The following is a 19,243-nucleotide window of genomic DNA, read 5'->3' on the forward strand; positions in this document are numbered from 1 at the left end:
ACCTCCCTACCCATATAACTAACTCATACTAGTCTATCTCAAACTATACCAAATGGCACGCCACAAAATGCCCTCCGCCCACGTCGCGGAATTCCGGCACCCGCTGCTTGCACTCTGCCGTAGCAAACGGGCATCTGGTATGGAATTTGCAGCCGGAAGGCGGGTTCGCCGGACTCGGAATATCGCCCTTCAAAATAATCCGCTCCCGCTTCATGCGCGGGATTGGCAGCGGCACGGCAGACAGAAGCGCCTTAGTATAGGGATGCAACGGATGGCGGAACAACTCATCCCGCGAGGCCATTTCAACCATTCCGCCCAAATACATCACCCCAACCTGCGTGCACAGATGCTCCACGACGCTCAAGTCATGCGAGATAAACAAATACGTTAATCCGCGAGTCTCCTGCAGTTTACGGAACAGGTTGATGATTTGCGCTTGGATCGATACGTCCAGCGCAGACACCGGTTCATCGGCAATCATCAGTTCGGGGTTCAGAATCAGCGCGCGAGCGATTCCGATCCGTTGGCGTTGCCCGCCGGAGAACTCGTGCGGATAACGATCGATATGATAGGAGGACAGCCCGCAGGAAGCCAGCACCTCCAGCACCCGGTCGCGGATCTCCGCCTTCGGCAGCAACCCGTGGTCGAGCAAAGCTTCGCCGATTGCGTCGCCAACCCGAATCCGGGGATTCAAGGAACCGTAGGGGTCCTGGAAAATCATCTGCAGCTTCGGTCTCAACCGGCGCAGCTCTTCATCCGCTAGCGAGTAAAGATCTGTGCCTTTAAACAGAATGTCGCCGTCCGTCTTCTCTGTCAAACGAACGATGCTGCGGCCGACCGTACTCTTCCCGCTGCCCGATTCACCCACCAGGCCGAAGGTTTCCCCGGGCTGAATGGTGAAGCTGATGTCGTCCACGGCCTTCACCTGTCCGGTTGTCCGCTGCAGCAGCCCTGTCTTAATCGGAAAATACTTTTTCAAATGCCGTACTGTCAGCAGCGGCTCACCCATGGCGTTTCTCCTCCTCATACAACCAGCAAGCGGCTTTCTGGCCGCCTCCAAGCGATTTCAATGCCGGCTCCTTCGTGCGGCAAATGTCCATGCAGTGCGCGCAGCGGTCCTGAAAATAACAAGAAGGCTGCAATTCCAGCAAATTTGGCACTTGGCCCGGAATGGAAAACAGCTCATCCTGACGCTGTCCGAGCACCGGCTTCGACTTCAACAACCCTTGCGTGTAAGGGTGCTTCGGCGATTCGAACAGCGCGGTCACTTCCCCTTCCTCAACCACTTTGCCAGCATACATCACGACCACGTAATCGGCCATTTCCGCGACGACGCCAAGATCATGGGTGATCAGCAGAATCGACATGTCCGATTCCGCCTTAATTTGCCGCAGCATATCGAGGATTTGCGCTTGAATCGTCACGTCGAGCGCCGTCGTCGGCTCGTCCGCGATCAGCAGCTTCGGCCGGCAGGAGATGGCGATAGCGATCATGATCCGCTGCAGCATCCCGCCGCTCAGTTCATGCGGGTAACTCTTCATAATCTGCTCCGGCCGGGAGATCCCGACCTGCTCAATCAATTCTATGGCACGCTTGCGAGCTTCCTTCTTGCTCAGCTTCAAGTGAAGCACCATCGGCTCGATCAACTGCTCTCCGATCGTCAGCACCGGGTTCAGCGAAGACATCGGCTCCTGAAAAATCATCGCGATTTCATGCCCGCGAATGGCGCGAAGATGATGTTTATCTAAAGACAACAGATCGGTATCTCCAAATTGGATTCGCCCGCCGATCTCCACCTCGGGTCCGCTTTGCAGCAACCCCATGATCGACATCGCCGTCACGCTTTTGCCGCAGCCCGACTCTCCGACGATACACACGGTTTCCCCCGGCTTGATCCGCAGGCTGACTTCATCAACCGCCTTGATACGTCCTTCTTCGGTATGAAAATGCGTGCTTAGCTGGTCTATCTCCAGCAAAGTTGACATAAGCTTCTTCACCTACCTGTTCATTTTCGGATCCAGCACGTCCCGCAGACCGTCGCCAAACAAATTGATAGCAATGACGGTGGCAAAAATAGACAGCCCTGGCGGAATCCACAGCCAAGGATGCTGCTGGAAGTCGATCAAATTGTTCGCAGCGTCGATCATATTGCCCCAGGTCGGCGTCGGCGGCATCACGCCCAGCCCAAAGAAGCTGAGCACCGACTCGCTAAGAATCGCCCCGCCGATGTTCAGGGTGGCAATCACGATAATCAGCGGCACGAGATTCGGCAGCAGGTGATGGACCAGCTTGCGCCGGTCGCGAAGCCCCAGCACCTCCGCCGCCTGCATGAACTCGCGCTCCCGCAGGCTCAGCATCTGCCCGCGGATCATCCGCGCCAGCCCCGGCCAGTTCACCAGACTGAGCATAATCATCACGATGTACATGCGGTAGTCGGTCGGCACCTTCCACTCCGATAGCAGCGCCCCGGCAATGAACAGCAGCGGTAGACCAGGAATTGTTAACAGCAAGTCGGCAAGCCGCATGATGATTTGGTCCACAATCCCGCGATAATACCCGGCAATCGCGCCAAGCAGCGTGCCCAAGAAGACGGACAACACCATGGATGCCAAGCCAACGGTCAGCGAAATGCGTCCGGCCTGCAGAACCCGGGTTAATACGTCCCGGCCCAGCTTATCGGTCCCCAGCCAATGCTGCCAGCTCGGCGGCTTGTTCATCATCGACATCTGAATTTTGTTATCCGCATACGGCGAGAACAGCGGACCCAAGAAGCAGGCAAGAAACATAAAAACAACAACAACGAGCCCCGACATGGCCAGTTTATTGCGAAGCAGCCGGCGCAGCGACTGGCGCCACAGCGACGGCTTCTTGGACACGGCGGTACGGGCAGCCTCTTGGCCCGGCTTCGATAGATGTTCTGGAATTGAGTTCATGGTTGCTTAACCCCCTATTACAACCGGACACGCGGGTCGGCGATATGGTACAGCAAGTCCGATAACAACGTCCCGATCACAGTCAAGATCGCAATCAGCATCGTAAATCCCATCAATAACGGATAATCCCGAACAGAAAAAGAGGACATATACAACTGCCCAATCCCCGGCCAGTTAAAGATTTTCTCAATGATCAACGAACCGCCAAACAACGCAGGCAGCTCAAAGCCCACCAGCGTAATCGCCGGAAGCAACGCGTTTCGCAGCGCATGGCGGTACAGCACCTTGCTTTCCTTCAACCCTTTGGCGCGAGCCGTTCGGATATAATCCTGCTTAATCACGTCGATCATGTTGGTCCGGAAGTAACGGGTCAGCGAACCGACGCCCAAAATGGTCATTACGATCACCGGCAGGGTCATATGGTGAATAACCTCTTTTACGTAAGCAAATCCAGTGGCACTGCTCCCCGTTGTGATCATCCCGCCCGGCGGCAGCCATTTCAAATCGACCGCGAGAATCTTGATCAGGAATAGTCCGATAAAAAAAGACGGCAGCGACATCGCAGCAAAGATCAGCACCAGCACAAGTGTATCGAACCAGGAATACTGCTTGTAAGCCGAGATGACGCCAACGATCACGGCAATAAACCAGGTAAAGAACGTCGATACCGCCGCCAGCAGGAACGAGTTCCAGATATAGTCGTTAAACAACGCCAGCACCGGCTTCTGCTGGGCTAACGAATAGCCAAAGTCGCCGTGAAAAGCATTCTTCATCCATATGAAGTACCGTTCCAGCACCGGCTTGTTCAAGCCGTAGATCTCCCGCAGCTCGGCCTTGCGCTCCGGCGTCAGCTTGATGTTCCCGCTGATGAAGTCGCCGGGCGTCAGCGCGTAAAGGCAAAAGATCAGCAGCGAGGCCGCCAGCAAAATCGCCGCCATATAAATCAATCGTTTGGTGATATAGGCGCTCATCGCGTCGCACTCCTTAGACAAGCCATCCCCTCGCATGCAGGGCACACGAGGGGAGCGGCTGATTTTTCAAAGATTCAGATTCTATTCCAACGTCCAGTTTGGCAAGCTGGAGGACAGGCCGGTAAACGGACTGACCGTCAGGTTTTGAATGCGGCCGTTATAGGCATATACCGTCTTCTTGTAGTTCGTGAAGATAATCGGCAATTCGTCGTTCAGCAGCTGGAACAGCTCCTTATAAGTGGCTTTACGTTGTTCGATGTCGCTGGTGCTCAGCGCTTTGTCATACAACTCTTTGACCTTCGGGTTGTCATAACCTTTGATCTCTCCATCCACGAATTGCAGTACGCCGTCGGACGGGTCAGCAAGCATTGGAGTAGAGAAGGAAGCCATATCGTAGTCGCCGCCTTCGACCTTGGAGACCAGCGCGTTAAAGTCCGCGAACACCTCCGGCTGGAAGTTTACGCCGATCGCAGCGAAGTTCTCCGTCGCTACAGCAATAAAGACGTCGGTTTGGGCGTTCTTGGAACCAAGGTAATGGATGGTCAGCTTCTGACCGTCCTTCTCACGGATGCCGTCTGCCCCTTTCACCCAACCGGCTTCGTCCAGCAGTTGATTGGCTTTGTCCGGATCATAGGCATATTGGTTGATGCCTTCTTCCGTGTAAGCCCAGGAAATTGGCGAAGCTGGAATGTTGGCGACTTGCCCTGCGCCTTGGTTCGCTTCCACGTAAATGCTTTGACGATCCAATCCATACGTCAGCGCCTGTCTAACTTTCTTATCCTTCAAAGCTTCATGTTCGAGATTTAATTGCAGATAACCATAAGTGCTTGGGGTATACGGCAAAATATTGACGAAGCCCATGCTTTTCAGCTTATCGATGTTCTCGGTCGTGGCGCTGAAGGAAGCGTAGTCCACTTCACCTGTCTCCAGGTACTGCCATGTGTCACCTTCAGAGGTTTTATAGATAAACTTCTCGGTTTTTGGCTTACCCGCATAGTAGTAAGGGTTGGCGACATAACGCACCTCTTGCCCCGGAATGAACTTCTCCAGGATATAAGGGCCGTTGCCGACCGGCTTCTCGTGCAGCTTCTTAATGTAATCGAGCTGGCCGAACTTGTAGTCCTTGCCGTAATAAGCTTTGGACAGGATATCGCCGCCAAGCAGCACCAGGGCGGTCGCATTTGGCTGCTCCAGCGTCACCGAGATGGTCTGCGGATCTTTCACGGTAATGCCGGAAATGCTGTCCGCCTTCCCTTCCTTATAAGCTTCACCGCCAACGATATGCAGCGTTGGGATTTGGGAGTCCCCGTCGTAAGCTTTGTCATGCAGCAACGTCCAGGTAAAGGCCACATCGTCTGCAGTCATTGGCGAACCGTCGCTGAACTTCAAGTCCTTACGCAGATGGTACGTATACGTCAGCTGATCATCGGAAACCTCCCAGCTTTCGGCGAGGCCCGGGGTCGGCAGCCCATTGTCATCCACCGTTACCAGCGGCGTAAACAATAGCGACGATACATTGCCGTCATATCCGCTCTGCTGGAAGTACGGCGTAAACGCGCCGCTCGGGTCGGTTAAGCCAACGATAATCGTATCGGTGCGCTCTTTGGCTATCGCTGGAAGCTTGGACATATCGCTGGCCGGAATGAACTGCAGCGCGCCTCCTGCTTCTGCGCCTGCGTTGTTCGCACCAGCCTCGCTTTGGCCATTACCCGCCTGAGCCGATGTCGAATCCGCTCCCTGCGCAGTATTGTTGCCCCCGTCCCCGCCGCAGGCCGTCAGTACCAAAGCCCCGGACAACAATAAGGTCAGAAGCGCAGTCACTCGTTTTTTCTTCATTTGCATGATTTTCTCCCTCCGAATTGTCTTTTTTCAGGTGGAACCTTACAATAGACATCAATTCCGATAAGTTAAGTAGAGTTTTAACGCTCCTATTATACGATCGGGATGCGGTTCTGTAAATAGAGAACTTAATAATTTTTCTTTATTCAGAGAATTTAATATTTATGCCACAAAAAAAGACCCCGCCCCCGTTCACACGGTGCGGAATCCTTATGACTGCCATGGCTGGCACTGATTTAGTTGACGATATAATCGACCAATTTCCGGTGCATCACATCCAGCATTTCCGGACGCAAGCTGTATTCGGATATCGTTTCCCCATCGATATGGGCACGGATAAAGCCGCCGCTGCGAAGCTTGGACACATGATCATGCGTAATCCCCTTGGAAATCTGCAAGTGACGGACGATCTCCGTAAATGTTCGGGGACCGCCGCTCAAATAACGCAAAATTTTCAGTCGGCTCTGCTCGGCGAGCGCCCGGAGCATCCGGTATTCATGGGGAGGAAAATCCGTTTCGTCGTCCAGATAGAATCGCGCCGAATAATGACACTGCGTGATCCGGCCAAAGTGATAAATGATATTCATCGGCTGAAAATGATAGTGCGGCACAAGAACCAGCTTCTCCAGCCCTTCCTTTGGCATAAACGTTAATCCGTTCGTCGTCTCCTCGATAAACGCCGACAACTCGGTTTGGTTGGCCAGCTCCGCCGTACGCGCCTGAGCTTCGGAACGCAGCCCGCCGATCACTTTCGGCTCCAGCTTACGGAAATATTGCTCATGCCAGCTGGACAACACGGTCAAGGTACGGGAGCGGAATTGCCCCATATCCTTCGGAAATTGCTGACTGTACTCGGCGATCAGCTCATACAGATCTCCCGGCGTCTTCTTCTCCAGCCACGCCAGAAACTCCTCAGGCGACGCCCCGTCCGGGCACAAGTAAGCAAGCAAATACGTGGTTTTCCAGTCGCTGTCCACTTCCATTTCGCTGAGAAGGGAGCTCAAATCCGGCGTAATTTGTTTTAACGTATCCTTCACCCATGCCGGGCTCAGGTCGATTTTCTTATGTGATTTGCGGCATATCATCGTATGTAGGCTGCTAAGCAGCTCGTACCGGGGTTCAAAGGTAACCTCCACACGGTAATCCAATATTCCACTCCCCTTTCTCACCCCCTATTATAACGCGCTTTCCCCCAGTTCAGGAAAAACAAGATTTTTCCGCCAAAAAAAGAACCTGAGGTTCTCACCTCAAGCTCTCTGTTTAACTCACGGTACGCGGCCGCTCCAGTCGGCTGATGCCGGGGATATGCAACGTAGCCCACTCCGGCTGGAGATGGTCGATATTTGCCACAACCACGGTCATATCATCGTGAATGACGTTCTTCTGATACCGGATGACGGACTCCAGCAGACAATCGGCAATCTCCTGCGGATCCTCGGCCTGGATCTCCTGGATCAGCCGCTTGATCCACAGCTCCTTGTTGACCGCGGGGCCCGGCGCATCATAGATACCGTCCGTCATCATGATCAGCGTATCTCCCGGATAGAGCTGAACGGACACCAGATCGACCTCGATATCCTGGATGATGCCGATCGGCAGGTTGCTGGCCGTCACCGGGATGACCTCTGAACCTCGCTTGATGAAGCTAGGGGAGGAGCCGATCTTCATAAACGTTGTCCGCGCCGTATATTGATCAATCAGCGCCATGTCCACCGTCGCGTACACCTCATCGGGCGAACGCAGCATGAGAATTGAGTTCACCGATTTAATTGCCAGCGTCTCCTCCATGCCGGACTGCAACAGCTGCTCGAGGATGTTCAGCGCCGTACTGCTCTCCAGCCGCGCTCGCTCCCCGTTGCCCATCCCATCGCTGATCGCCACAGCGAACGTGCCGTTGCCCAGCTCCTTGGCGCTAAAGCTGTCACCGGAGAGCATGTCCCCGCCTTTCGCGGTGCCGGCAACCCCGGTCGTGATCTCAAACGCTTTCGCCGAGCCGAAGGTGACGGTCGCCAGGCCTTCTCTGCCTCCATGATGAATTTCATTCATGACTGCGATATGCTCGCCGAGGATATCGGACAGCAGCGGAGCAATAATCTTCCGACATTCATCAAAACCGCGGGTGTACGCATGTACGATTTCGATCTCTACGTTTCCGTGGTCCAGACTCACAATGTCGATGCTATGAATGGACAAGCCCATTTTCTCCAGCGCTTCGCGGATTTGCTCCTCCTGCTTATACATGGCTTGTCCTTCGCGTTGGATCTCTCGGGCCAAATCCTCCATCACCTGCGAGACCCCCGAGAGCTGTTCGGCCACCAACTGGCGGCTGTCGTAGATTTGCCGTTTCCAATGCAGATCATGCTGATACAGATCGTACTCGTGTTTCATAATATCCAGCACCTGGTCGGTCTTCGCGCACATCTTCAACCATCTTGCCGGCAACTCGTCCGCAGTAATGTCCGGCTTCTCCTCGATCGCGGTCATCATTTCTGTCATCAGCTTGTACGTTTGATAGAATCGTCCGTCCCAGCACGTATTCTTGCGGAAGCAGGTAGCGCAAGCGCCCTGGGTCACCGCATTCATAAAATGGTCGATCTCCTCGCCGCGCTTAGCGATTTCCCCGGTGCTGGACACTTGTCCGAAGCTTCGCGCCAGCTGCTTGAAGACTTGGGAGAACTGCGCCACCCGGCCAGCCGTAATATCGCGTACCCGTTTGGCGTACTCATGCTGGGTTTTGGCATGCTCCTGCGTACCGGGTACGTATTTGGCAATAATTTGGACCATCTTTTTGGGGGTCAGCAGGAAGAGCAGAACTGCGGTGCAGCTCTCCCAAGTGGAGGACATCACATCCGCCGGGCCGGCGATATAGATGGACAGAATGGACGAACCGAGCAACATGCCGAATCCGACCGCCCATTTGCGCCCTTCCCGAAGCATCCCGGCCAGCATCCCGGAGAACGCCAGCAAGCTCATTTGATACAAGGCCGACGTATCTGCAAGGCTGAGGATCAATCCGGTGATCACGCCAACCGAAGCTCCCAAAGGTGCACCGCCTGCCAAGGCGAACAGCAGGATCAGGTACCTCGACAGCACGTGCTCGGCCGATAACCCTTGAATCTCCCACCCGACCGTTCCGGTCATCACTGAAGCCAGCAGGATCACGAGGCATAAAATTTCCTCGCCGCGCAGCTGGTAATGCTTCTTCCGGTAGGTAAACACCGGGACCGCCTGAATGAAGACAAGCGTCAATACGAAGCTGAGCAGTGCATCCATCACGGTCATCGCGAGTGCGTACCAAGTCAGGGAAGGGCCAATCACCGCCCCGAACATCCCAACGAAGAACGTACTCGTAAACACCATAATCGGCGCATAGGAGAGATCTGCCCGTTCAAAAGACTCCAGCCCCTTTTGCAGCAAAGTGAAGATCAAAAGCTCCACGGCGATTTCCATGGCATGAAGATGCGCACCCGGCGTCAGCAGCGCTCCGCAGACCATCGCCGCCCCTGCGAACCACGCGATATCCCGCCGCATGAATCGAATCACCGCAAAGAAAGCGACGGCAAAAGGAGCCAGCTCGTCCAAGATCGTCGCCCGGCCCAGCAGGAAGCTCATCACTAGAAGCAGTCCGGTCCACTTGTTGACCGCGAACAGCCGCCCAGCCCGCTGGATGATCGGCTGGTTTAGCAGCATTTTCCGCATCGCTCCCTTGTCCCATGCCTTCGCCTTTCTCATCCCTGGAAACAGGGTGACATTCCACTTATTCAACATCCTGGCACCGCCTTTTCCAAATTAGTAAGGTATGTCCCATTATAGGAGGCTAGAACCGGAAAGTTTGTCAGATACCGGAGCCGGTGCCAAAGAAATTTCCGACAAATTGAGAGAGAACGCCGACACCGCGCGAATCCAGGCCCCCCATAGCGATGGACCTCATCAGGGGTTTCTATGTTCGCATGGAAAATCCCAGGCTGTGTCTGTGAACAACGGCTATTTGAACGCGCTCCTCGTAAAAAACCGTAAGAACCTGTCGGCAAAAAGCCCAGAGGCGACAAAACCTGTTTAATCGCATAGGCAAAAGTCAACTTGTGAAGATTGGAGCGCGAAACAAAACAAAAAACCGCAGGCGAGCGATTCGCCTACGGTGGGTTTGATTAATTAAGTTTTCAGGGATTACATTCGTTTGGCTCCGCGACCTCCGCGTTTGCCTTCCGTATTCTTCTTCAACGAAGAAATGCGCTCCTCGCTGTCCTTCAGGAAACGAGAAACTTTGTCTTCGAATGAGGATTTGCTGGCTGGGGGCTTGAAAGAGCGTCCTCCCCGGTCCCGGTTAAATCCGCCGCCAGGACGGTCTCCGCCGATTGGCCGGTCCGTTCTCGGTGCACGAGGCGGTCTGGCTTCGGCCGGTTTGTCAACAGCCTGCTTGATGGAAAGTCCGATCTTGCCGTCCTTATCGACATTGATTACCTTTACGGTAACCATATCGCCGATCTTCAGATGATCGTTAACGTCTTTCACGTAATTGTCGGCGATCTCCGAAATATGAACGAGACCCGTGACACCTCCTGACAGATCCACAAATGCTCCGAAATGCGTGATGCCTGTCACTTTTCCTTCTAACTTGGTGCCCACTTCAATTGCCATAAAATAAAATGATCCTCCCTTAAAAATATACAGCCAGGCCTCGAAATCTTGACTGCGGTGATTTGATTATACCGAATGACTGAAACAAGGTCAACAGACGGATGTCCCGTCAACCCGCATGGGGTCAGTCATTTCCGGCTTCGGACTCGGATACCCGGACAGGGATTTCACCCGGTTTGTACAGACCATATTTCTTCATGGCAATTTGTCCAATGTATTCGGGGTCATTCAAACGGTCAATCTCATATTTGAGCTGGTTCAAGCTCTGCTCACTGGCTGCCTTGGCGGCTTGCCGTTCCGCCAGCTCTTGCGATTTGCTGCCGATCTCCCCGGCTTGAGAAATGAACGTATATCCGGCCCAGCTTAAAAACAGGACCATAAATCCCATCCAAATCCGCAGCCTGCGCTTAGCGAAAGCAGATCCGTTTCCGGCGGATGAAGTTTTGTTCGATGGTTTCGGATTTGTCGACACTTCGCGCACCAGGGCACCTCCCAGCCTTATTCTTTGTAGAACCAGCGTAATAGACGCAAAACACGCTCTCGCCACACAGCCGCCCAACGCCGAATCTTGTCCACCCCCTGCGGAATCCGAAGCCTTGTCCATATAGGTGTAAGCACCCACACGAGCAGCTTCCAGATCGGCAACAAGGTGATCCGGCCTAGGAACAGCAGCACAATCCAAACGAATCCGAGCAGAACACGGATCATTTTGACCAGCCATTGTAACGGAGCGATGATGAAAATCTCAATCGTTCGTACGATAAAATGATAAATTTTGTTAGCTATCCTCATTAACATTAACACAAAACGCTCGGTGAGAACACTAAGGAACAAAAAATAAATCCAAATACCTAGAAAAAGTCCTAAAAAAACATAGAACCTTAGTTCCCCCTGGTTGCTGTGATACAACGTGCGGAAGACGAATAAGGCGGCAGCCAACCAGTAGAGCAAATCGAGGGCATGGACACCCCAGCGGGGAAACCGGAGCTGTCCCGAGACGACGCGATAGCTGTCAAAGGCGATACCCATGATCCCCCCGGATGCCAGCATCCAGAGCAGGGTCGCCCATTGTGTCTCCAAATTCATCGGAACAGCTTGCCGAGCAGGCCCTTACTGGACGAATTGGACCCCGGATCCAAATACGAAAGCGAGTTCACCGTACCTTCGATGCTGACCAGTCCCTGCTCCAGGTTCAGGTTTTTGATATGTAAATTATGCCCTCGGATCGTCATCGCACCAAGTTCGGTTTGAAGCAAAAACTCCTCGCTGTCGAAGCTTTCCACATTGAGGACCCCCGTAATGTCCAGCAGCTTGCGATTTAGCAAATGCAGCTCCTGATGCTTGGCTTTATTTGGTTCGACCATGGCATGTACCCCTCCTTCTTATCCCTAGCTTATGGACGAAAAATCGTCTTTAGAACAAGTTCCTTCCGGCCTTTCACGTGATCTTCTTTACTGTCTCGAGAAATCGCTTTCAACTACGATGGAAAGGAAGAGATTGACATTTGTCGGAGGCGAACCCGAATGCGTCAAGAATTTCCGAATGAACCCGATTCCGATCAAAAATATCGCATGGAGACCGACGCGCTAGGCCCCAAAGCGATCTCGGCAGAAGTCTATTACGGCATTCATACGGCGCGGGCGATGGAGAATTTTCCGGTCAGCGGGCGTCCAGCCCATCCCCGGCTGATCGAAGCGATCGCCGTGGTCAAGAAAGCGGCGGCGCGGGTCAATGGCAAGCTGGGCCTGATCCCGGCTGAGGTCGCGGAAGCGATTGAATGGGCGTGCGACAAGATTGCCGAGGGCGCCTTGGTCGATCAATTCGTGGTTGATGCCCTACAGGGAGGCGCGGGCACGTCCACGCATATGAACGTCAACGAGGTGATCGCCAATTTAGCGATTGAACGGCTGGGAGGGACAAAAGGCGACTACCAGCTTGTCCATCCGTTGGACCACGTCAACCGATGTCAATCGACCAACGACGTGTACCCCACCGCGCTTCGAATCGCGGCGATCCGGCTGCTGCGCCCGCTCAGCGACGCTTATGCCTCCCTGCAGGAGGCGCTGCAGGAGAAGGAGCGGGAATTCGCGGATGTGCTGAAGCTCGGACGCACGCAGCTGATGGACGCCCTGCCGATGATGGCCGGCCAGGGCTTTGGCGCTTCCGCCAAGGCGGTCGCCCGCGACCGGTGGCGGCTGTACAAAGCCGAGGAGCGGCTGCGCGAGATTCATCTCGGCGGCACGGCGATCGGCACCGGGTTGGACGCGCCCCGGGCTTACATCTTCCAGGTCACCGACACGCTGCAGGAGTTGACCGGGCTGGGCTTAGCGCGCAGCGAATTTCCGATGGACGGGACGCAGAACATGGACGTCTTCGTCGAGGTGTCCGGGCTGCTGAAAGCGGCAGCCGTGACGTTGTTCAAGATCGCCGGCGACCTGCGGCTGCTGGCGTCCGGCCCCGCCGGGGGCATCGGCGAATACACGCTGCCCGCCGTCCAGGCCGGCTCGTCGATCATGCCGGGGAAGGTGAACCCCGTCATGGCGGAAATGGCCGGCCAAGCGGCCATGCGGGTGATCGCGAACGATGCCGCGATCACTTGGGCCGCCGCCGGCGGCCAGCTCGAACTGAACGCGTACGGCCCGCTGATCGCCGATTCCCTGCTGGAATCGCTGGAGATTCTGGGGCGGGCCGTTCCGCTGTTCGAGCAGCGCTGCATTCGCGGCATCGCAGTCAACGAGGGCGTATGCCGCGAGCATCTGCGGCGTTCCACCGTGCTGGCCGCCGCGCTGGTCCCGCATCTCGGCTACGAGGCGGCCGCCGAGATTGCCGGGATCGCCCGGCGCGAGGGGCTGTCGGTGGAGCAGGTCGCTGTGAGCGGCGGCTGGCTGACCGCCGAACGCGCTGCCGCCATCCTGAATCCGCTGCAGGTCACGAAGCCGGGCATCCCCGGCGAATAGAGGGGGAATGGTTAGATGAGTCTGAACGCAACGCCGCGCGGGGAGCGGACGCATATCGCCGTCTTCGGCCGGACGAATGTGGGGAAGTCCAGCGTGGTGAACGCTTTAACGGGGCAGGAGATTGCCGTCGTCTCGCCGGTGAGGGGGACGACCACCGACCCGGTGTACAAAGCGATGGAACTGCTGCCGCTGGGACCAGTGGTGCTGATTGATACCGCCGGGCTGGACGACGAAGGCGAGCTTGGCGAGCGGCGCAAGCAGAAAACGCGGGAGCTGATCCACCGCGCCGACCTCGCCTTGTTGGTGATTGATGCGTTGGCGGGTCCCGATGATTTTTATCGGGAGCTGTTGGCCGAACTGAAGCAACGGAAGATCCCTGTCGTAGGCGTGGTGAATAAAGTCGACGCGCTGTTGGATACGGACGCGAGGGCGGCTGTACTTGCCGAGGTGAAGGCCCAGCTTGGCCTGGAATGCGTGGCATTCAGCGCTTTGGACGGGAGCGGCGTGCCGGAGCTGAAGCGGGCCATCGTCGCGGCGCTTCCGCACGAGGAGGAGCGCTTCCGGCTCGTCGGCGACCTCGTGGCGCCGGGCGACCTGGTCGTGCTGGTCGTGCCGATCGACAAAGCCGCGCCCAAAGGCCGGCTGATCCTGCCGCAGCAGCAGACGATCCGCGACCTGCTCGAGAGCGACGCCATCGCCGTTGTGACGAAGGAGCACGAGCTCCGGGCCACGCTGGATCGGCTCGGGACGAAGCCGCGGCTCGTCATCACCGACTCGCAGGTCTTCCTTAAGGTCGCCGCCGATACGCCGCGGGACGTGCCGCTGACCTCGTTCTCCATCCTGTTCGCCCGCCATAAAGGCGACCTAAATGAGCTCGTCCGAGGCGCGCGGGCCGTGGAGAACCTGCAGGACGGCGACCGCGTACTGATCGCGGAAGCCTGCACGCACCATCAGCAGTCCGACGACATCGGCACCGTCAAAATCCCCCGCTGGCTGCGCCAAACCACGGGCAAGCAGCTGCAGATCGAGCACGTCTCCGGCTACAGCTACCCGCCGAACCTGTCCCGCTACGCGCTGATCGTGCATTGCGGCGCCTGCATGCTCAACCGCCGCGCCATGCTGCACCGCCTCGGCGAAGCCGAAGCGGCCGGCGTCCCGATCGTCAACTACGGCGTGCTGATCGCCTACCTTCACGGCGTGTTCCCTCGCGCGATCGAGCTCTTCCCCTCCGCCATGATGGCGTGGGATGAGGCGGCTCGGGGGTCTCAGTCGCAGTGAGAGAAACTCGGCTCCTGTGATCTGATCGGCTCCGGTGATGGCTGTTGAGGCGAAACGAACCTCTAACGCTTGCCAGCAACGCTATTGGGCCCAAAATGGGGATTTTCAAAATGTAACGCTTATGAGAGAGCTTATTTTCCTGTTTCGCCCCCGAAACGAGGCCATTTGATGCCAATAAGCTCGCTAACAAGTGTTAGAATTGAAATCCCCCTCATTTGGCCCAAATAAGCGCTCTGACAAGCGTTAGCCGCACGCCGGAGTCCGCAGGCGAAAGCAAGAGAAATAGTTACTCCAAAAGCAAGGTGTGCAGGAGCTTTAAACGTCGCAGGTGTGTTAGGGCAGTTGGGAGTAGTTAGAGTAGTTAGAGTAGTTAGAGTAGTTAGAGTAGTTAGAGTAGTTAGAGTAGTTAGAGTTAGCAGAAGTTAGGTGCAGTTAAGGTAGTTTGAGTAGTTAAGCACATTTAAGCGCAGTTAAGCACAGTAGTAACTTTCGCGTCGGCAGCGTCAATAGTGACAACAGTGACACTCACGGATCAACAACATTAGCGTCAGCAATAGATACTGAAAGAGCACAATAGTAGTGTCAGCAGAGATTGGCAAAACAAAAACAGTAGCAAACAGCACGGACATTGGTAGAATAACAACAGTAACTAACAGTACGGACACTCGCTGAGTAACAACATTAGCGACAGCAGGGACACTCGCTGAGTAACAACACTAGAGACAGCAGAGACACTAGCAGAGCAACAACACTAGAGACAGCAGAGACACTAGAGGAGCAACCACGGCGAAACGAACCTCTAACGCTTGCCAGCAACGCTATTGGGCCCAAAATGGGGATTTTCAAAATGTAACGCTTATGAGAGAGCTTATTTTCCTGTTTCGCACCCAAAACGAGGCCATTTGATGCAAATAAGCTCGCTGACAAGCGTTAGAAATGAAATCCCCCTCATTTGGCCCAAATAAGCACTCTGGCAAGCGTTAGCCGGAGTCCGTAGGCGAAATAATGGGTTAGCCACACGCCGCACGCCGGAGTCCGCAGGCGAAATAAAGCACTAGCCGGGGGTTGAGCGCAGTAAGTGTACCCTGTACCGTGGCAAGCGGAATGGAGTTGGCAACTGGGCGAGATGCCGAATAATCAGCATATCGGCGCCAAAAAAACCTTCAACGCCACCCGCTAAGGTGGCATTGAAGGTTTTTGATTTCCGCGGGCCCCGGGCTAGAAGTACAAATCCCGCTCGCCTTCCTTGAGACGCTGCAGGCGGTTGATCGTCGCATCGCGGGCGGAGGTTTTGGGGATGCGGCGGAGATTGTTTTTGATCAGCGTGGCTCCCATCTCCCGGGCTTCGTCATCCCCGTAGTCCAGCAAATACTCCTGCAAAGTGAGCAGAGCGTTGGGATGACAGATGTTATGGATCTGGCCCGATTTGGCCAGCCGCATGAAACGGTCGCCCGTCCGCCCCTCCCGGTAACAAGCGGTGCAGTAGCTCGGTATATACCCGTCCCGGCACAGCGACTTGATCATCTCCAGCGGCGAACGGTGGTCACCTACCTCGAACTGGGCGGTATCGCTGCTTGAGATCGCTTGGCCCTCGCTGCCGTACGTGTTGGTATAACCGCCAACGCCGGTGCACGAGCCTGCGCTGATCTGGGAGATCCCCAGCTTGATGACCTCGTCGCGGAATTTCGAGTCCTCACGGGTGGACAGAATCATGCCGGCATAAGGCACCGCGAGCCGTAACACGGCCACGATCTTCTTAAATTCATGATCGTTCACGAGATACGGGAAGCTGTTCAGATCCACGCCGTCCGCCGCCCGCAAGCGAGGGACGGAAACCGTGTGTGGCCCGCAGCCATACGTCGCTTCCAGATGCTCGGCATGCATCAGCATGGCGATCGTCTCGTATTTGTGATCATACAGCCCGTACAACACCCCCACGCCAACGTCGTCGATGCCGGCTTGCATCGCGCGGTCCATCGCCGTCGTATGCCAGTCGTAATCGCGTTTTGGCCCTTTGGGGTGCATGCGGCTGTAGGTCGGGCGGTGGTACGTCTCCTGGAACAGGATATACGTGCCGATCCCGACGCTCGCCAGCTTGCGGTAATCCTCCACCGTCGTCGCTGCGATATTGACGTTAATCCGGCGAATGCTTCCGTTGTCGACCTTCACGGAGTAGATCGTTTCAATGCATTCAAGAATGTAATCGATCGGGCAATGCTCCGGATCCTCCCCGGCCTCCAGTGCCAGCCGCTTATGCCCCAGTTGCTGCAGCACCTCGACTTCTCGGATCAGCTCCTCCCGGTTCAACCTCCGCCGAACCATGCCCCTATTCGACTGCTTATAGCCGCAATACTCGCAGTTATTGACGCAATAGTTGCTGACATATAAAGGAGCAAACAAGACGATCCGATTCCCGTAAATGCGTTCCTTCACCTCGCGTGCCGCATGGTAAATCTCCTCCAGCAATACATCGTCCTCCACGTTCAACAGAACGGCGGCTTCCTCCGCACTGATGCCTTTGGCGGTCCGGGCACGCTCCAGAATCGCCAGCACTTTTTTACGGTCGCGGGCTAGCCGCGACCCGTAAGCGAGCGCTGACACAATGGTCTCATCCCGGATGAAGTCCGCTGCCTGCCTTTGATCTGACCTGCTCATCCCCATCCCTCCCTGTGAGATGCCAAAATGACTTCTGAACCCCTTCGAGACTGTATGGACAAAAGCAACTTAACACTTAACGCTCAACGATGAACACTCAATACTCAATACTCAATGCTCAACACTCAACACTCAACACTCAACACTCAACACTCAACACTCAACGCTCAACGCTCAAAGCGCAACACCGATACCCCACACGCAACGGCAAAAAGCTAATAACGAGAGCGCACCAAATAATGTGTATGCAAATACTTATGGCTCTTATGGCTGTTCGGCTTCTCCAAAAACTCGCGATAAATTTGCTGGATATACGGGTTCTTGTGCGATTTCCGAACCGTAGACGCTTCGTCCTCGTCATAAATCGCCTTGGCTCGGGCCGCCTTCACGTCGAGGGTATCCCGGAGGGTATCCCGCAGGCTCGCACCCACGATCGGCTGCCCGCCGCCGCAGATACAACCGCCCGGACAAGCCATCACTTCAATAAACTCGTATTGGCGCTGACCGGACTGAATCATCGACATCAGCTTACGCGCGTTGCCGAGCCCGTGAACCACCGCCGTGCGGATCATCCGGCCGTCCGGCAGCTCCACCGTCGTCTCCTTCATGCCGTCCATTCCGCGTACTGCGGTATATTCCACCGTCTCCAGCTCTTCGCCGGCGACGAGCTCGAATACCGTGCGTAGCGCCGCTTCGGCCACCCCGCCGGTCGCGCCGAAGATCACGCCGGCCCCCGAAGCTTCGCCAAACGGGTTGTCGAACGTCTCGCCCTTCAAGTTCACAAAATCGATCCCCGCCTCTTTGATCATCCGCGCAAGCTCCCGGGTCGTCAGCACGTAATCGACGTCCGGTAACGACTCGTGAGCCAGCTCCTCGCGCTGTGCCTCAAACTTCTTAGCCGTACACGGCATAATCGACACCACCACAATGTTCCCCGGATCGATCCCCATCGTTTGGGCGAAATAGCTCTTGATCATCGCCCCTTCCATCTCATGCGGCGATTTGCAGCTCGACAGATTCTCCATCATATCCGGGAAGAAATGCTCCACAAACTTCACCCAGCCCGGACAACAGGAGGTCATCAGCGGCAAGTTCTCCCCGGTGGCCAAGCGATGCACCAGCTCGGTGCCCTCCTCCATAATCGTTAAGTCGGCGGCAAAATCGGTATCAAACACCTTGTTGAAGCCAAGCCGGCGCAACGCGGCGACCATCTTGCCCGTCACCCGCGTCCCGATCGGCATCCCGAACTCCTCGCCCAAGGCGACGCGCACCGCCGGAGCCGTCTGCACAACGACGAATTTATGCGGGTCAGCGATTGCCTGCCACACGTCGCCCACATTCTCCCGCTCCTGCAGCGCGCCAACCGGGCAAGCCATGATGCACTGCCCGCAGTTCACGCAGACCGATTCGCCGATCGGCCGCCCCAAAGCCGGCCCAATCACCGTGTTGAATCCGCGGTTCATGAACCCGATGGCCCCCACAGTCTGCACCTCGCTGCACACGGAGACGCACCGGCCGCACAGCAGGCATTTTGAAGTGTCGCGCACGATCGACGGCGACGAGATATCAACCGTCGACCGCGCCTTGCCTCCCGCATATCGCACATCGCGCACCCCAATTTGATTCGCCACCTCCTGCAGCTCGCAGGTTCCGCTGCGCAGGCAGGTGAGACATTCCCGATGGTGATCCGACAGAATCAGCTCAACCGTCGTTTTGCGGGCTTTCCGCACCCGCGGCGTATTCGTCCGAATCCGCATGCCGTCCTCGGCCACCAGCGTGCACGAAGCGATCAGGCGGGGGCCCGACTCCACCAAGCAGACGCGGCAGCTGGACGGGTGGTTCATGCCCTGCAGATGGCAAAGGGTAGGAATGTGAATGCCTAGTCCGCGGGCAGCCTGGAGCACCGTTGTTCCCTTCGGCACTTCCGTTTCCATATCGTCAATCCATAATTTCACCGTATCCATGCTCGAAC

15 protein-coding genes are annotated in these 19,243 nt (G+C 55.9%); 2 read left to right on the plus strand and 13 right to left on the minus strand.

From position 1 onward, the window contains the following. Positions 1 to 43: 43 nt before the first annotated feature. The 11 genes from POTG_RS18175 to yabP all read right to left on the minus strand — a co-directional run bounded on the left by POTG_RS18175 (position 44) and on the right by yabP (position 11,745). Positions 44 to 1,009 carry an ABC transporter ATP-binding protein gene (locus POTG_RS18175; RefSeq protein ID WP_009226318.1) on the minus strand — a complete coding sequence of 322 codons (966 nt, stop codon included), beginning with the start codon at positions 1,007 to 1,009 and terminating at the stop codon, positions 44 to 46. Then, positions 1,002 to 1,985, minus strand: a complete 984-nt coding sequence (locus tag POTG_RS18180; protein ID WP_009226319.1) for an ABC transporter ATP-binding protein — start codon at positions 1,983 to 1,985, stop codon at positions 1,002 to 1,004. The genes POTG_RS18175 and POTG_RS18180 overlap by 8 nt, the downstream gene beginning before the upstream one ends. Before the next feature lie 12 nt (positions 1,986 to 1,997). After that, the gene (gene opp4C, locus POTG_RS18185) at positions 1,998 to 2,933 is read right to left on the minus strand and encodes an oligopeptide ABC transporter permease (protein ID WP_009226320.1); all 936 of its coding nucleotides are present in this window, start codon (positions 2,931 to 2,933) and stop codon (positions 1,998 to 2,000) included. Between the two features lie 17 nt (positions 2,934 to 2,950). Then, positions 2,951 to 3,904, minus strand: a complete 954-nt coding sequence (locus POTG_RS18190) for an ABC transporter permease (protein WP_009226321.1) — start codon at positions 3,902 to 3,904, stop codon at positions 2,951 to 2,953. A gap of 81 nt (positions 3,905 to 3,985) precedes the next feature. Then, positions 3,986 to 5,740, minus strand: coding sequence for an ABC transporter substrate-binding protein (locus tag POTG_RS18195; protein ID WP_036646187.1), 1,755 nt, complete (start codon positions 5,738 to 5,740; stop codon positions 3,986 to 3,988). 239 nt (positions 5,741 to 5,979) lie between these two features. Further along, positions 5,980 to 6,891: an ArsR/SmtB family transcription factor gene (locus tag POTG_RS18200; RefSeq protein ID WP_036646159.1), complete on the minus strand. Its 912-nt coding sequence runs from the start codon at positions 6,889 to 6,891 to the stop codon at positions 5,980 to 5,982. A 112-nt stretch (positions 6,892 to 7,003) separates the two neighbouring features. Then, on the minus strand, positions 7,004 to 9,511 hold the full coding sequence (gene spoIIE / locus POTG_RS18205; RefSeq protein ID WP_009226324.1) for a stage II sporulation protein E: 2,508 nt from the start codon (positions 9,509 to 9,511) through the stop codon (positions 7,004 to 7,006). Between the two features lie 399 nt (positions 9,512 to 9,910). Continuing rightward, positions 9,911 to 10,381 (minus strand): S1 domain-containing RNA-binding protein, encoded by a 471-nt coding sequence (locus POTG_RS18215; protein WP_009226325.1) that lies wholly within the window; start codon positions 10,379 to 10,381, stop codon positions 9,911 to 9,913. Between the two features lie 124 nt (positions 10,382 to 10,505). After that, positions 10,506 to 10,862 (minus strand): FtsB family cell division protein, encoded by a 357-nt coding sequence (locus POTG_RS18220; protein ID WP_009226326.1) that lies wholly within the window; start codon positions 10,860 to 10,862, stop codon positions 10,506 to 10,508. A gap of 17 nt (positions 10,863 to 10,879) precedes the next feature. Further along, positions 10,880 to 11,467: a spore cortex biosynthesis protein YabQ gene (gene yabQ, locus POTG_RS18225; RefSeq protein WP_009226327.1), complete on the minus strand. Its 588-nt coding sequence runs from the start codon at positions 11,465 to 11,467 to the stop codon at positions 10,880 to 10,882. Next, complete coding sequence (yabP, locus tag POTG_RS18230) at positions 11,464 to 11,745, minus strand: sporulation protein YabP (RefSeq protein WP_009226328.1); 282 nt, start codon at positions 11,743 to 11,745, stop codon at positions 11,464 to 11,466. The genes yabQ and yabP overlap by 4 nt, the downstream gene beginning before the upstream one ends. Before the next feature lie 159 nt (positions 11,746 to 11,904). Here yabP and POTG_RS18235 point away from each other — a divergent pair, with 159 nt between their 5' ends. Both POTG_RS18235 and hydF read left to right on the plus strand, forming a co-directional pair. After that, positions 11,905 to 13,338 carry an aspartate ammonia-lyase gene (locus POTG_RS18235; RefSeq protein WP_009226329.1) on the plus strand — a complete coding sequence of 478 codons (1,434 nt, stop codon included), beginning with the start codon at positions 11,905 to 11,907 and terminating at the stop codon, positions 13,336 to 13,338. Between the two features lie 15 nt (positions 13,339 to 13,353). Next, positions 13,354 to 14,616: a [FeFe] hydrogenase H-cluster maturation GTPase HydF gene (gene hydF, locus POTG_RS18240; RefSeq protein ID WP_009226330.1), complete on the plus strand. Its 1,263-nt coding sequence runs from the start codon at positions 13,354 to 13,356 to the stop codon at positions 14,614 to 14,616. 1,218 nt (positions 14,617 to 15,834) lie between these two features. Here the strand turns inward: hydF and hydG are convergent. Beyond that, positions 15,835 to 17,271, minus strand: a complete 1,437-nt coding sequence (hydG, locus tag POTG_RS18245; protein WP_009226331.1) for a [FeFe] hydrogenase H-cluster radical SAM maturase HydG — start codon at positions 17,269 to 17,271, stop codon at positions 15,835 to 15,837. A gap of 215 nt (positions 17,272 to 17,486) precedes the next feature. After that, complete coding sequence (locus POTG_RS18250) at positions 17,487 to 19,235, minus strand: NADH-dependent [FeFe] hydrogenase, group A6 (RefSeq protein ID WP_009226332.1); 1,749 nt, start codon at positions 19,233 to 19,235, stop codon at positions 17,487 to 17,489. Between the last annotated feature and the right edge of the window lie 8 nt (positions 19,236 to 19,243).

The sequence above is a fragment of the Paenibacillus sp. oral taxon 786 str. D14 genome, assembly GCF_000159955.1.
GTDB classification, from domain to species: domain Bacteria; phylum Bacillota; class Bacilli; order Paenibacillales; family Paenibacillaceae; genus Fontibacillus; species Fontibacillus phoenicis.

What these genes read in the sequence shown, in the direction of transcription:
- POTG_RS18175 (WP_009226318.1), bottom strand. Translation starts at nt 1,009, where the DNA reads ATGGGTGAGCCGCTGCTGACAGTACGGCATTTGAAAAAGTATTTTCCG.
- POTG_RS18250 (WP_009226332.1), bottom strand. Translation starts at nt 19,235, where the DNA reads ATGGATACGGTGAAATTATGGATTGACGATATGGAAACGGAAGTGCCG.
- hydF (WP_009226330.1), top strand. Translation starts at nt 13,354, where the DNA reads ATGAGTCTGAACGCAACGCCGCGCGGGGAGCGGACGCATATCGCCGTC.
- opp4C (WP_009226320.1), bottom strand. Translation starts at nt 2,933, where the DNA reads ATGAACTCAATTCCAGAACATCTATCGAAGCCGGGCCAAGAGGCTGCC.
- POTG_RS18180 (WP_009226319.1), bottom strand. Translation starts at nt 1,985, where the DNA reads ATGTCAACTTTGCTGGAGATAGACCAGCTAAGCACGCATTTTCATACC.
- POTG_RS18190 (WP_009226321.1), bottom strand. Translation starts at nt 3,904, where the DNA reads ATGAGCGCCTATATCACCAAACGATTGATTTATATGGCGGCGATTTTG.
- yabP (WP_009226328.1), bottom strand. Translation starts at nt 11,745, where the DNA reads ATGGTCGAACCAAATAAAGCCAAGCATCAGGAGCTGCATTTGCTAAAT.
- spoIIE (WP_009226324.1), bottom strand. Translation starts at nt 9,511, where the DNA reads ATGTTGAATAAGTGGAATGTCACCCTGTTTCCAGGGATGAGAAAGGCG.
- hydG (WP_009226331.1), bottom strand. Translation starts at nt 17,271, where the DNA reads ATGAGCAGGTCAGATCAAAGGCAGGCAGCGGACTTCATCCGGGATGAG.
- POTG_RS18195 (WP_036646187.1), bottom strand. Translation starts at nt 5,740, where the DNA reads ATGAAGAAAAAACGAGTGACTGCGCTTCTGACCTTATTGTTGTCCGGG.
- POTG_RS18215 (WP_009226325.1), bottom strand. Translation starts at nt 10,381, where the DNA reads ATGGCAATTGAAGTGGGCACCAAGTTAGAAGGAAAAGTGACAGGCATC.
- yabQ (WP_009226327.1), bottom strand. Translation starts at nt 11,467, where the DNA reads ATGAATTTGGAGACACAATGGGCGACCCTGCTCTGGATGCTGGCATCC.
- POTG_RS18235 (WP_009226329.1), top strand. Translation starts at nt 11,905, where the DNA reads ATGCGTCAAGAATTTCCGAATGAACCCGATTCCGATCAAAAATATCGC.